A 13,719-nucleotide genomic window follows, 5' to 3' on the forward strand; every position below is an offset into this window, starting at 1 on the left:
TGTTCGCCCAGGAGAGGGTGGTTGTGGACCCCACCGCAAGACGAACGTCACGCCCGCACCGAGGGATCGGGGCTGCCGCGCTGGCCCTGGTCACCTCCGCCGCGCTACTGGCCACGGCACCGGCCGGGGCGGCTGCCGCCCCGGCGGCCGGGGCCTCGGCCGCGGGAGGCCCCACAGAACTCGTACTGCCCGCTGCCCCGCGCGGCCTCCCCGCCCGGGACCAGCTCTTCGTGGCCGGCGACACCGGCCTCCTGCACGCCCGCGAGGGCGGCGACCAGCTGCTGTGGACTCGCTACGACACCGGCGCCACCACCGACACCGGCCTGCGACTGCCGGCCCCGGTCAGTGGAGACCTGGAGCAGGGCCAGCCCGCCGGCGGATACCGCGGAACCCCTGACCACCGCTACGGAACCTCCTCCGACACCGTCGCCGTCCCCACGGAGGCCGCGGCGCAGGCACCCGCCCGGGTCGACCTGTTCGACCTGACCACCGGAAAGCCCGTCGCAGCGGGTACCGTCACGATCCCCACCGGGCAGAGCTACGCGGGGACGTACGGGCGCACCGTGCTGACGTTCGAGGGCAGCAGCTCCGCGGTCACCGGCTGGTTCCTGAACCGGCTGGACGGCGGCTCCACGATCCGCACCAAGGTGGTGCTGCCGGCCGGCGCGACCCTCGATACCACAGTGCAGGACGGCGACCGGGACTCGCTGATCCTGCGTCACCGCCTGGACGAACTGCACCGATCCACCCTCGTCGACGTCGTCACGGGGCAGACCAGCGCGCTTCCGGACGGGGACGGGTCCGAGCCCTCGCACACCTTCAGGCTGGCCGGGGGCAGAGTGCTGCGCACCGGCGACGGCACCATGGTGGACGTCCTGGACCGGGCACAGCCGCAGAACGTGCTGAGTTCCACCGATCTCGGCCTGTTCTCGGGCGAACTGAGGCTGCTCGGCGACTGGTTGGTCGTGACCGAATCCGTCTCGGCATCCCCGGGCGACAATCGGGGCCGTCCGCTGCGCTTCACGTCCGTCGGCTCGACGTCCGGAGCGGTCGAGTACGTGCTGGAGCTCGCCGACTCCCAACTGCTGCCCGCGCCGGACGGCTCGCTCATCGCGGTCGGCAGCCCCAAGGCGCCCGCGTACGCCACCCAGCCGCGGGTGGCCGTCCAGCGGATCACCGCGACCGGCACCGGCACGCCGCAGGCCGCGAAGCTCACCGACGTCCCGCCGGCCCCGGCCACCGTCTTCGGCCTGTCGATCGGCGGCGGGGTGCTCACCGCCGCGTCGGACACCGTGCGCTTCCAGCCGAGCGACACCACCGGTTCATTCCGCAGCTACCGGATCTCCGACGACCCGACCCCGGTCAAGACCTTCGAGAACCTCGACGGAACGCACTCCATCAACACGTGCACGAGCCACGCAACCGGTTGCGTCGGCCTGCGGTCCACCGGCGACGGCCGGTACCTGGAGGAGGCGCCGGTGCAGCGGAAGGCGGCCGTCTTCCGCAGGATCGGCTACCCCGACTGGGCGGGCACCATCCCCACCGGTGACGTCGACGGCCTCCGGACCGCCGACGCCGCGGGCCGCTACGTGGCGCTCGCGCAGACCGCGAACGGCAACTGGACGTCCAACCACAAGGTCGTGATCGGTGATCTCGACGCCCGCGCTCAGGTGTACACGACGCAGGCGACCGGCGTCGCGATCCAGGGGGACACGCTCTGGCTCTCGCTGCAGGGCGACAGGACGGTCTACGCCAGGGACATGCAGGGCTCGGCGGACCGGGGCACCTTCACCACACCCTGCCCTGCCACCCTGCTGGAGGCCGTCGGACGCTACGTCGGCTGGGCCTGCCAGGACAGCCAGGGCACGGTGCGCACCAGCGGCGTGTACGACACCACGACCCGCCAGACCCTTTCGTTGCCGGTGATGAGCACCGACGCGACCAACAGGATCTCGGGCCGGGAGTCGCTGCTGGGCGACGGCTATCTGGTGCGTCAGGACCTGGCCGCCGGCCGGCTGCTGCTGCTCGACTTCCACGACGGCATCACGACGTCCGGCGGTGAGAGCACCGTGCGGGTCCGCACGCTCGCCCAGGGCGAGGAGTGGAAGCTCCAGCGGCGGCCGAACCGGTCCTGGGCGGTGGACCGTACCGGGCCGAACATCGCGTGGACCGACGCCGACGGGCAGCGCATCCACGTCGTCAACAACGGCATCGCCGCGGCGCAGGCCGGTGACCGCTTCACCACGCTGACCCCGGCCCGGCTGCTGGACACCCGGGCGGGCGTCGGCCGCCCCGGCACGGCACCGGTGGCGGCCGGCGGCGAGGTGTCGTTGCAGGTCTCGGGCCGGGCGGGCGTTCCGCAGTCCGGGGCCGACGCCGTCGTGCTGAACGTGACCGTCACCGACCCGGAGTCCGACGGACACCTGACCGTCTGGCCCTCCGGCACCACCCGTCCCGACTCCTCCAACCTCAACTGGACGACCGGACGGACGGTGCCGAACCAGGTCGTGGTGCCGCTCGGCGCGGACGGCAGGGTCTCCCTGCACAACGCCGGCTGGGGCACGGCGCACCTGATCGCCGACGTCTTCGGCTACTACTCCGCGGACACCTCGGGCAGCACCTTCACCCCGGCGGGCCCGGCCCGTCTGTTGGACTCCCGTACGGGCGTGGGCCGGCCCGGCACCGCCCCGGTCGCCGCCCGCAGCGAGGTGTCGCTGCAGGTGGCCGGCCGTGACGGGGTGCCGCAGTCCGGGGTGAGGGCCGTCGTGCTCAACGTGACGGTGACGGACGCGCAGGACGACGGGCACCTGACGGTGTGGCCGTCGGGCGTCGCCCGGCCCGACTCCTCCAACCTCAACTGGACGGCGGGCCGGACGGTGCCCAACCACGTCGTGGTCCCGGTCGGCGCGGACGGCACGGTGAAGCTGTTCAACGCGAGCTGGGGCACCGCCCACCTGATCGCCGACGTCTTCGGCTACTACTCCGAGGACCAGGCCGGCGCCGGCTTCCATGCCGCCGCCCCCCAGCGGGTGCTCGACACCCGGACCGGCAGCTCCGTGCCCGCCCGTGGCAGCACGCTGCTCGACCTCTCCGGAAACGGTGAACTCGGCCGGGCCAGGGCGGTCGTACTGAACGTGACCGTCACCGACCCGGAGTCCGACGGACACCTGACCGTCTGGCCCTCCGGCACCACCCGTCCCGACTCCTCCAACCTCAACTGGACGACCGGACGGACCGTCGCCAACCTCGTCACGGTACCGGTGGGCACCGACGGCAAGGTCGAGCTCGCCAATCTCGGCTGGGGCTCCGCCCACGTCGTCGTCGACCTCTTCGGCCACTTCGGCTGAGGGGTCGTTCTCCCGCCTGCGTCTCCCTGCCGGGTCGTACCCGGCGGGGAGACGGCTGTCGCGGCTCTTGACGGCCGCAGGGGTGCAGAGCACAGTGGCCATCGTTCTGAGAGCGCTCTCAGAACGATGGACCCGGGCTCCCCGTCCCCCCGCACCCGCGCCCCGGCGCGCGCTTCAGAGAGGGCACCCATGCGCGAGACATCAGGAAGGAAACGAGCCGCCTTACGGCGGGCCGTCCTCGCCGCGATCGGCACGACCGCCCTGGTCGCCACCGCCGCGGCCGGAGCCGTACTGCCCGCGAACGCCGCGGCTCCCCCCACGCCCGCGGGCTGGACCCAGCTGTTCCTGGAGGAGTTCGACGGGCCCGCCGGCTCCGGGGTGGACACCGCCGACTGGCAGTACACCACCGGCACCAGCTACCCCGGCGGACCCGCGAACTTCGGTACCGGCGAGATCGAGACGATGACCGCCGACCCCGCCAACGTGTCGCTCGACGGCGCGGGCCACCTGCGCATCACACCCCGGCGGGATGCCGCGGGCCGGTGGACGTCCGGCCGCGTCGAGACCCGTCGGGGCGACTTCCAGCCCCCGCCGGGCGGCACGCTCCGCGCCGAGGCCCGCATCCAGATGCCCAACGTCACCGGCCCGGCGGCCAAGGGCTACTGGCCCGCCTTCTGGATGCTCGGCACCCCGTACCGCGGGAACTGGTGGAACTGGCCGGGCATCGGCGAGATCGACATCATGGAGAACGTGCAGGGCCTCAACACCGTCTGGGCGACGCTGCACTGCGGCACGAGCCCTGGCGGCCCCTGCGGCGAGACGTCCGGGATCGGCGGCCAGCGCACCTGCCCGGGGGCCGGCTGCCAGGCCGGTTTCCACACCTACGCCGTCGAGTGGGACCGCTCGACCGCGGTCGAGCAGATGCGGTTCTCCGTCGACGGACTGGGCTTCCACACCGTGCGCGCCGATCAGGTCGATGCGGCGACCTGGGCCGACGCCACGAACCACGGCTACTTCATCATCCTGAACGTCGCGATGGGCGGCGGCTTCCCCGACGCGTTCGGGGGCGGACCCGACGCCGGTACCGAGCCGGGCCACTCCATGGTCGTCGACTACGTGTCCGTCCTGCGGTCGGAGGGGGGCCCGACTCCGCCCACCACTCCCCCGACCACCCCGCCGTCCGGCAACCGCGACGCGTACGCCGCCATCCAGGCCGAGTCCTACGACGACCAGTCGGGCGTGGCCAAGGAGACCTGCACGGACGCGGGCGGCGGCCAGAACCTCGCGGCCCTCGGCAACGGCGACTGGGCCCTTTTCCGAGGCGTGGACTTCGGCTCCGCCCCGGCGACGCAGTTCCACGGCAGGGTCGCCGGCGGCGCCGCCGGCGGGGTCAGCGGGCTCGTCGAAGTGCGGCTCGACAGCCGGACCTCGCCCCCGGTGGGCAGCTTCTCCGTCGCCGACACCGGCGGCTGGCAGAGCTGGCGCACGATCCCGGCGAACATCACCGCGGTCACGGGCACGCACGACGTCTATCTGACCTTCACCAGCGGCCAGCCGGCCGACTTCGTGAACGTCAACTGGTTCGACTTCGGCCACTGACGGGACGGCGGGATCCGCTTCCGCTCGCGGGCGCGGCCGGTGCGCACCGGCCGCGCTGCGCCGTTCATGCAGGCCCTGGCGGGCAGCTTCTCCACGCGCAAGCAGGGCCTGGAGGGCCGGTGGGACCGCGGCGAGCAGGTGGCGACGGAGGACCTGAGGGTCGCGTTGCAGCACTACCGCTCGTTCTTCAACCGGCTCCTCAACACCTGAACCGACAGCCGCCCTCGCACCAGCCGGGCAGCCACGTCCCGGACGGGGTCACGCCTCGTCCGGGAGGTGGATGTCCAGGACGCAGATGTCGTCGCGGTTCGCCCGACGCCGCCCCGCCAGCGTGCGGGCGAGCTCCTCGTCCGTGCCGCTCCCCAGAAGTCGGAGGGCGTCCTGCGCGAGCCGGTCCAGTCCGAGGTCGATGTCCTCGCCCGGCTCCTCCACGAGACCGTCGGTGTAGAGCAGCAGGCGGTCGCCGGGCAGCAGGTCGATGACGGCCTGTCCGTAGACGGAGTCGTGGGCGGCGCCCAGGAGGCAGCCGTCGGGCTGTGGCAGGAAGCCCGCCCGGCCGCCGCGGAGCAGCAGCGGCGGCAAGTGCCCGGCTCGGGCCCAGGTCAGGCGCCGGTCCTCGGGCTGGTAGCGGGCGATGACCATCGTCGCGGTGGCGGATGGTTCCGCGTCGGTGTGGAGCAGCAGGTTGTTGAGCCGGCGCAGGACGTCGATGAGGGCCGATCCGGTGATGGCCATGCCCTTGGCGGTGAACCTCAGTTGAGCCATGGTCCCGACGGCCGCGAGGCCGTGGCCGGCCACGTCCCCGACGACGAAGAGCGCGCTCCTGTCGGGCAGTTCGATGGCGCTGTACCAGTCGCCACCGACGTTGGCCCCGCTGTCGGCCGGCGTGCAGGCCACTCCGACGCACAGGCCGGCGAGTTCCAGGGACTGTTCGGGGATGGGTAGCAGGGTCGACTGGAGCCGGGCTGCGAGCGCGCGCTCGGCCTGGAGCATCCCGCGCTGGACCAGGGCGGCCCGCTCGCTCTCCCGCAGCGCGCGTTCGGCGTCCCGCTGGGCGGTGACGTCCTGGAAGAAGCCGTGGACCTCGACCGGGGTGCCGTTGGCGGCGGTCTGCGCCTCCACGACGATCCGCAGGTCCCGTACGCCCTCGCCGGTGGTGATCCGGAAGGGCCGGTCCACGGGGTGGCCCAGTCTCAGCAGCCGCCGGACGGACGCGGCGAGACCCTCGCGGTCCCCAGGCAGCACGTGGCGGGGCAGCTCCTCCAGGCCGATCGGCCCCAGGGCGGGCTCCCGGTCGAAGATGGCGTAGACCTGGTCGGACCAGACGACGCGGTCCGTCGTCAGGTGCCAGGCCGCCCAGCCGAGGTTGCCCAGGCGCTGCAGTTCGGCCAGTCTGCGGATCTCGCGCTCGCTGGTGTCGTGCCGGATCCAGGAGACCGCCAGGCGGTCCCCGAGACGGGCGGCCCGGACGGAGTACACCGACTCCTGGGGGAATCCGGCCCCCACGTCGTGGTACCGGAAGGGCTCCCCCTCGTACACCGCCCCCGTGGCGAGCGTGTCCTGGTAGCCCTCCCACAGTGCGGTGCCCGCCACGGTGGGATACGTCTCCAGGACCTTGCGGCCGATGAGCTCCTTGCCCCGGCGCCCGGCCACGTCGACCGACTCCGGCGCCGCCGCGTCGATGCGGTAGTCCTCGATCTCCCCCGCCGCCGAACGCAGCGGAGTGAGCAGGACCGCGGGGCCGGACAGCACGTCCAGGATGCGCTGCACCTGTTCCGCGGCGTCGGGGGCCGCCGCGCCCTCGGCCGCGCCGCCGCCGGGCGCGCCGAAGGCTCGCAGCAGCGCACCGCACAGCCGCACGGCCTGGCGCAGCAGCGTGCGGGTACCTGCGTCGAAGACGCCGGGCCTGGTGCGCAGGAACCCCACGGCCGCCCTGACGGCTCCGTCGGACGGTACGGGGACCCAGGCGCGCGAGGGCCAGCGCTCGGGCGGGTTGCCGATCAGCAGGTAGCGGCGCGCGTCCTGCGCCGGGTCCTCGAGCCACACGGAGTGCCCGGCGGCGATGGCTTCGAGGGCGGCGACGCCACTCAGCGGCGGAACGTGGGCCCATTGGCAAGCCAGTTCCTCGTCGATGCCGGCGTGCCCGGTCAGGTCCAGGCTGCCCGCTACCGTCACCGTGTAGATCATCACGGCGTCCACGCCGATCGCCTCGGCGAGCACGGCGCGCAGCAGCTCCGCGACGTCTGCCTCGTCCCGTGCCTCGGCCAGGCACTCCGCGATCCGGGCCAGCAGCGGGCGCAGCCCGTCCGCGTCCGGCGGACCGTCGCAGGGGCCCCCGGCGCCGACGGCCTGCTCCGGCCGGGCACCGCGGTCCGGGGCGGCCGGCACCGACGGGCCGGCCGGTACGGCGGGCGGCCGGCCGGGGCCGACCCGGCCCAGGACAAGCCAGCACTCCTCCATGAGGGTGCTGCCCTGCCTGGTCGCACGCTCCAGCAGCCTCTCGTAGGCCGCGTCCGCGGAGATGCCCTCCTGTGCCATCAGGACGCCCTTGGCGCGCTCCAGGACGGCCGTGGACGCGGAGACGCCCTCCAGGTCCGCGATCTCCGATCGCAGCCTGGCGACCACCTTGGCCAGCGCGAGCACCTCGGGTGAGGTGCCTTCGCCGGGGGGTCCGACGTCGTGCGTCATACGTCGAGGATGGCACGGCGCGCAGCCGGTGTGCGGGCTCGGCCCGCCCGCCGCGGCCCGGGGGCCTGCCGCGCTTCGGGCGCGGCTGCGCCCCGCGGGAAGGGCGCCGTCCGCGGAGTTACCCTCGGAGCAGGCCGCGAAAGGGATGGTGCGCATGTGTCGGTGGCTCGCCTACTCGGGTACGCCCGTGCTGCTCGACACCGTGCTCTACCGCCCCGAGCATTCGCTGATCAACCAGAGCCTGCGTTCCCGGCTGGGTGTGGAATCGACCAACGGCGACGGCTTCGGGCTCGGCTGGTACAGCGCGGACGGCAACGGGACGCCTGCGGTCTTCCGCGACATCGGCCCGGCCTGGAACAACCGCAACCTCCAGGAGCTCGCCGCGCACGTCCGCTCGCCGCTGTTCTTCGCGCACGTGCGGGCCTCGACCGGCTCGGCGATCCAACAGACGAATTGCCACCCGTTCCGGCACGGCCGCTGGCTGTGGATGCACAACGGGGCGATCGGGGACTTCCACCGGCTCCAGCGCGATCTGTGCATGGCCGTCGACCCGGCCCTGTTCTCGTGCATCGAGGGGTCCACGGACTCCGAGGTGATGTTCTACCTCGCGGTCACCTACGGGCTCGACCAGGACCCCCCGGGCGCGGTGGCGAGGATGGCGGGGCTCGTGGAGCGCCTCGGCAAGGAGCACGGCGTGGCGGAACCGCTCCAGATGACGGTGGCGGTGAGCGACGGTGAGCGCGTGTGGGCGTTCCGGTATTCCAGTCAGGGGAGGTCGCGCTCGCTCTACTACAGCAGCAGGGCCGACACGGTCCGGCACCTCTACCCGGAGATCGACTACCTCAGGGAGGTGTCGGACGAGACCCGCATCGTGGTGTCCGAGCCGCTGGGTGACCTTCCGGGTGTGTGGAACGAACTCCCCGAGAGCAGTTACGCGGTCGTCCCGTCCGGTCGGGACGTGGACTACCTCCCTTTCATTCCGGAGCTCTAGCCACGGCCTCGGCCCCCGCGCGCGGGGTGGTCCGGCGGGTGGGCGAAGCACAGGAGGAGGGCCTGGAAGGACGGCACCACCGCCTCGGCCATGCCGGTTCCTACCGGAGGCCGGAGGCCCCCACCCTCACCGAGAGGACCCCCGATGTCACTGGCCGTGTTCACGTCGGCGCCTCGTCACGGGAGCCGGTCCCCGCGCGCGCCGGTCGGACCGGGAAGCGGCGGCCCCGCCGCGGCCACCGTACCGACCATGGGCGTGGAGGAGGAGTTCCTGCTCGTAGAGCGCCGCAGCAGGGCTCCGGTGGGCCGCGCGGCCGGGGTCATCGAGGCGGCCTCGGGCAGACTCGGGCCGCTGGTCCAGCCGGAGTTCTTCACCGCACAGGTCGAGTCGTGCACGAGCCCGACGTCGAGCACGGCGGTGCTGCGGGCCGAGCTGGCGTGGCTGCGGGCCGAGCTGGTCCGGGCGGCGCGGGCACAGGACTGCCTGCTCGTCGGCACCGGCACTCCAGTGATCCCGCCCGAGCGTCCGCTGACCGTTACTCCGGACGAGCGCTACCGGCGCATGGCGGTCCGCTTCGCCTCGGCCGTGGCGGGCCACGACCAGCCGGTGTGCGGCTGCCACGTCCACATCGGCGTGTCCTCCCGGGCGCAGGCCCTGGACCTGGCCAACCGGCTCAGGCCGTGGCTGCCCGCCCTGCAGGCCCTGAGCGCGAACTCCCCCTTCGACCGCGGCCGGGACACCGGCCACGCCAGCTGGCGGGCGGTCGAACACGCCCGATGGCCCACGGTGGGGCCCGCTCCCTTCCTGGACGAGGCCGCCTACGAGCGCATCGCCCATGATCTGGTGCGGTGCGGGGCCCTGCTGGACCGACGGATGATCTACTGGTACGCCCGCCCGTCCGAGCACGTGCCGACGCTGGAGATCCGCGTCGCCGACGTGAACGCCCGCCTCGACACCGTCGTCCTGCTGGCGGCGCTCGTCCGAGGACTCGCGGGGGTGCTGTTGCCGGAGCGCGACGAGGGCAGGCCGGCGCCGTTCCTGGAGTGCGGGCGGCTGCGCGAGGCGCACCGGCTCGCGGCCCTGCACGGGCTGGACGGCGGATGGGGCCTCGACCCGGTCGGCGGGGCGCACGTGCCGGTGTGGGACATGCTCGATCGGCTGCGGGAGCGGGCCGAACCCGGACTCGCCGCGGCCGGCGACCTGCTCCTGGTGGACACCCTGCTCGACCGGCTGCGTGCGGAGGGCGGTGGTGCGAGCCGTCAGCGGGCCGCCCGTGCCCGGCGGGGACGGCTGGCCGACGTGGTCGACAGCCTGGCGGCGGCAACGGCGGCCGCATGACACGAGACGACACGAGGGCCGTGCGATGGAGAGGGGTTTCCCGTCACCTCGGCCGGGAACGCGCCGGGTGAGGGGGCTCCGGGGACATGGAAGGAGCTGTCATGGACGACCAGGGCGGCGCAGGAGGAGTACCGCTGCACCACGGCGACGAAGACCGGCACCGGGCACCGCACGCCGCACCCCGGGCCGGGAAGGCGCCCGGGGACGCGGGCGGGGACGACGGGACCACGCGGGCCGCGGACACGGACGAGGCGAGCCGCCTCGACCGGCCGGTCGAGCCCGGCCGGTCCGGCCCGGGCACCCGCTGGACGGGGCCGGACGGCGAACGGCCCGCCGGCCCCCGGCGACCTTCCACCTGAGGAGGTCGCCGTGCACCGGAGCCACGGGGCGCCCACGGGCCGCGCCCCCACCTTCCTTGCCGTCCACCGGGGCGGCGTCCTCGGCTCCTCACCGGAGTCACCGGTCGGGCAGGGCCTGGGGCCGGCTACGCGTACGGTTGCAGAGAGGCGGGAGTCGTGACCGAGAAGGACATCTGGGGATACCACGAGGCTGCCGACCACCACAGCGGCATCGACCTCGTCGGCTACAAGGTCGAGGCCACCGACGGCCACATCGGAAAGGTCGACAAGCACTCCGCCGACTTCCGCTCCTCCCACATCGTCGTCGACACGGGCGTCTGGATCCTCGGCAAGCACGTCCTCCTGCCGGCCGGCGTCGTCGAGCGCATCGACACGGCCGAGGAGAAGGTCTACCTGAGCCTGACCAAGGAGCAGATCAGGAACGCGCCCGACTTCGACGAGGCCAAGTACGCCGGTGAGCCGAATTTCATGGACCGGTTCGGCCACTACTACGGGCAGTCCCACATGTAGCGGCCCGGTAGGGGCCCGCGCGGGGTGCGTGCCCCTGCCCGGGTCGCGCGGGACCGGGCGGTTTCCCGCGGGTCACCGCCGACGGGCGCGTCGTCGCCCGCGGCCCCGGCCGACGGCACCCTGCCGGAGCGGTCCGTGCCGGGGAGGCCGTACCGGCGGAACACCCCTCCCCGCTCCGGTCCACCTCCTGGGCTCACCCCGGACGTTGATCACCCGTTACCCTTCTGTTCGGCGAGGCCACCGCCTGTTGATCATGGAGGAAATCACGTGCCCGAACCGCGTTCCGGCAGCCGTCCCACCCTGGAGGCCGTCGCGGCGCTCGCGGGCGTGTCGAGGGCCACGGTCTCCCGTGTGGTCAACGGCGGTGACGGAGTCCGCCCGCATCTGGCCGAACGGGTGCAGACGGCGATCCAGGAGTTGGGTTACATCCCGAACCACGCGGCCCGCACACTGGTCACCCGACGCACCGGCGCCGTCGCGGTGATCATTCCCGAACCCGAGGCGAGGATCTTCTCGGGACCCCTTCTTCTCCCGTCAGATACGCGGCATCAGCAAGGAGTTGACCGCGCACGACGCCCAGCTGGTGCTGCTGCTGGTGGAGGACCACTGCGACTACGACCGCATCGAGCGGTACCTGGCCGGCGGCCATGTCGACGGAGCCCTCGCCTTCTCCCTGCACACCGACGACCCACTGCCCTCCATCGCCGCCCGCATCGGCATGCCCATGGTCTACGGCGGGCGTCCGGGCTGGACCGCCGGGCCCGGGGAGGACGGCCGGGTGACATACGTGGACGCGGACAACCGCGGGGGTGCCCGGGACGCCGTACGCCACTTGCTGGCGCGGGGACGGCGACGGATCGCGCACATCTGCGGCCCGCTCGACCAGACCTCGGCGGCCGACCGGCTGAGCGGCTATCGCGACGTACTCCCGGCCGCGGGGTCCGAGCTGGTCGCCGTGGGGGACTTCACCGCGGCGGGCGGAGCCCGCGCGATGGCCGAACTGCTGGACCGGGACCCCTCGATCGACGCGGTGTTCGCCGGCAACGACCTGATGGCGACCGGGGCACTGCGCGTGCTGCGCGAGCGCGGCCGGGTGGTCCCCGGGGAGGTCTCGGTGGTGGGCTTCGACGACGCCGAACCGGTGGCGGAGAGCGCCGACCCTCCGCTGACGACGGTGCGTCAGGACATCGAGGGCATGGGGCGGACGATGGCCCGGCTGCTGATGGAGCGGCTGGGAGACGGCCGCGAGGGCCGGACCGCGCCGGGGCCGGTGATCACCGAAACGATCCTGGTGGAGCGCGCGTCGGCCTGACGTGGAGCCCGCGCCCGACGCAGGCCCCGGATCCCCGCCGGTCAGGCGCTGTGGGGCGCTTTCGGGGACTCCTTCGCTGCTTCGTGCTCGATCCTGCGCTCATGGCGGCGGTGGAGTCGGCGGCAGCCGACGAGCCGAGCCATGGTCTGTTCGGTGCTCCATCGGTGAGGTGCCGGCCGCTGCACAGACTCCATGGCTGTGCCGAACACGCCCCTGGAGGTGTTCCAGCGATCCGTCGACTCCGCCCGCCCCTGGGCAGCACGCGGGACGAGGCCGTCCCTCTCGGCTACCAGGCCCGGGCCTACAAGGCCCACCTCTACGACCAGGTCTCGGCGTTGACCACGGCCGAAGCTCTCCACCGACTCGGGCGGGGCGAGGAGTGCATCACCCGACCCTCTTCAGGTTCTCCTGCACGCCGGCAACACGGGTGGGGACAGCGGCACGCGCCGGGCGCCCGACGCCAGAACCGGAGCGTCTACCGTGCCACAAGGCCCGCTGCCGACCGGTGGGAACGGCCGAAGCCGTTCCCACTCGGCATCCGCGAGATCGCCCCGCCCCATGCCCACAGGAACGACTCGGGCACGAAGTAGTCACATGAACGGCCGGACACGCCCTACGGGCCACAGCCGCTCGATGGACGGATCCGTCCGCGAGGCGATGCCGCAAACCGGTCCCCGACGGGGCCGGCAGCGTGCTCTGCCGGTCAGCGCTGGGGGCACTGCTTCCAGGAGAAGTGGTACACGCTGTTGATGCTGCCGTCCGTCGAGTCGAGGGCCATGAAGCTGGTCCTCGACGGGTCGGACGTGCCCACCTCCGCACGCAGTTCGGTGTTGATGTTGAAGTTGCGCTGCTCGCCGCAGGGCGACCAGGCCAGGGCTTCGATGCCGGTGGTGTCGGTGGCCTGCCAGTTGTCGTCGAGCGCCCCGACGAACCGGTGGGTCCGGTAAGCGGTCTGGCTCATGCCCTGGAAGTAGTAGCTGGCCTTCTGCGTGCCGACCGCGCCCGGCTGGAGGCTGCCGAAGCCCCGGTAGTCCACCTTCGCGATGGCGTAGGTGTAGCCCTGCGGGACGTGCACGACGAGGGACAGGAGACAGTTCTTGCGGCCCTCGACGGCGGGGGCGCCGCCGCCCGCCTGGGCCACGTACTCGCTGTAGGTGACGGTGAAGGCCGAGTTGTCGGGCGACACGGCGACGGCGGCACTGCCGGGACGGCAGCCCGATCCGTTGACCGTGGCGACATCCACGGCCACTTGGTCGAGGGGGGCCGAGGGGGAGGCCCCGGCGGCGGGACTGAGCGTGACGAGCGTTGCGGTCACGGCGGCTGCGGTGAATCCGGTACGGAGCGACTTGATCACACCGACATGGATAGCGGTCCGCGCCGGACGGAGCCGGCCGGTGGGCACGCGGTCTCACCTTGACGGCCGAAACGATTCACCGCAGAAACGATAAATCGCCCCAAATAGCCCGGCAATCGGCCCCAAGAGACCTTCAAGAAGCATCGGCCGGGCCGGTCATCCATGGCATATCTCCACTTATGCCCTAATATCGGCGGGTTCCTTCAGTCCCTCAGCGGCTT

The 13,719-nt window shown here is 72.9% G+C and carries 9 protein-coding genes and 1 pseudogene; 8 read left to right on the forward strand and 2 right to left on the reverse strand.

The genetic code is table 11. From position 1 onward, the window contains the following. The first annotated feature begins 23 nt into the window (after positions 1-23). The 3 genes from R4Z63_RS01615 to R4Z63_RS01625 all read left to right on the forward strand — a co-directional run bounded on the left by R4Z63_RS01615 (position 24) and on the right by R4Z63_RS01625 (position 5,156). Positions 24-3,347: a hypothetical protein gene (locus R4Z63_RS01615; protein WP_384450611.1), complete on the forward strand. Its 3,324-nt coding sequence runs from the start codon at positions 24-26 to the stop codon at positions 3,345-3,347. A 189-nt stretch (positions 3,348-3,536) separates the two neighbouring features. Beyond that, on the forward strand, positions 3,537-4,946 hold the full coding sequence (locus R4Z63_RS01620; protein WP_037922215.1) for a glycoside hydrolase family 16 protein: 1,410 nt from the start codon (positions 3,537-3,539) through the stop codon (positions 4,944-4,946). A gap of 39 nt (positions 4,947-4,985) precedes the next feature. Beyond that, positions 4,986-5,156 (forward strand): hypothetical protein, encoded by a 171-nt coding sequence (locus R4Z63_RS01625; protein WP_157840247.1) that lies wholly within the window; start codon positions 4,986-4,988, stop codon positions 5,154-5,156. A 48-nt stretch (positions 5,157-5,204) separates the two neighbouring features. On the opposite strand, the gene R4Z63_RS01630 is transcribed toward R4Z63_RS01625, so the two are convergent. After that, positions 5,205-7,634, reverse strand: coding sequence for a SpoIIE family protein phosphatase (locus tag R4Z63_RS01630; RefSeq protein ID WP_384450614.1), 2,430 nt, complete (start codon positions 7,632-7,634; stop codon positions 5,205-5,207). 154 nt (positions 7,635-7,788) lie between these two features. On the opposite strand from R4Z63_RS01630, the gene R4Z63_RS01635 reads away from it, so the two are divergent. From R4Z63_RS01635 to R4Z63_RS01655, 5 genes and pseudogenes are all read left to right on the forward strand, one after another. Next, positions 7,789-8,625: a class II glutamine amidotransferase gene (locus tag R4Z63_RS01635; protein ID WP_037922931.1), complete on the forward strand. Its 837-nt coding sequence runs from the start codon at positions 7,789-7,791 to the stop codon at positions 8,623-8,625. A 249-nt stretch (positions 8,626-8,874) separates the two neighbouring features. Further along, positions 8,875-9,963 (forward strand): carboxylate-amine ligase, encoded by a 1,089-nt coding sequence (locus tag R4Z63_RS01640; protein WP_384450617.1) that lies wholly within the window; start codon positions 8,875-8,877, stop codon positions 9,961-9,963. Positions 9,964-10,064: 101 nt separating this feature from the next. Then, a complete protein-coding gene (locus R4Z63_RS01645) occupies positions 10,065-10,322 on the forward strand; it encodes a hypothetical protein (protein ID WP_037922187.1) in 258 nt (85 codons plus the stop codon). A 156-nt stretch (positions 10,323-10,478) separates the two neighbouring features. Further along, the gene (locus tag R4Z63_RS01650; RefSeq protein ID WP_384450621.1) at positions 10,479-10,832 is read left to right on the forward strand and encodes a PRC-barrel domain containing protein; all 354 of its coding nucleotides are present in this window, start codon (positions 10,479-10,481) and stop codon (positions 10,830-10,832) included. Positions 10,833-11,099: 267 nt separating this feature from the next. Beyond that, positions 11,100-12,144, forward strand: a pseudogene (locus R4Z63_RS01655) (LacI family DNA-binding transcriptional regulator). A gap of 703 nt (positions 12,145-12,847) precedes the next feature. On the opposite strand, the gene R4Z63_RS01660 reads toward R4Z63_RS01655, so the two are convergent. Next, positions 12,848-13,498 (reverse strand): DUF4360 domain-containing protein, encoded by a 651-nt coding sequence (locus tag R4Z63_RS01660; RefSeq protein ID WP_037922155.1) that lies wholly within the window; start codon positions 13,496-13,498, stop codon positions 12,848-12,850. Positions 13,499-13,719 lie beyond the last annotated feature (221 nt).

It is taken from the genome of Streptomyces sp. PL-29, assembly GCF_058344425.1.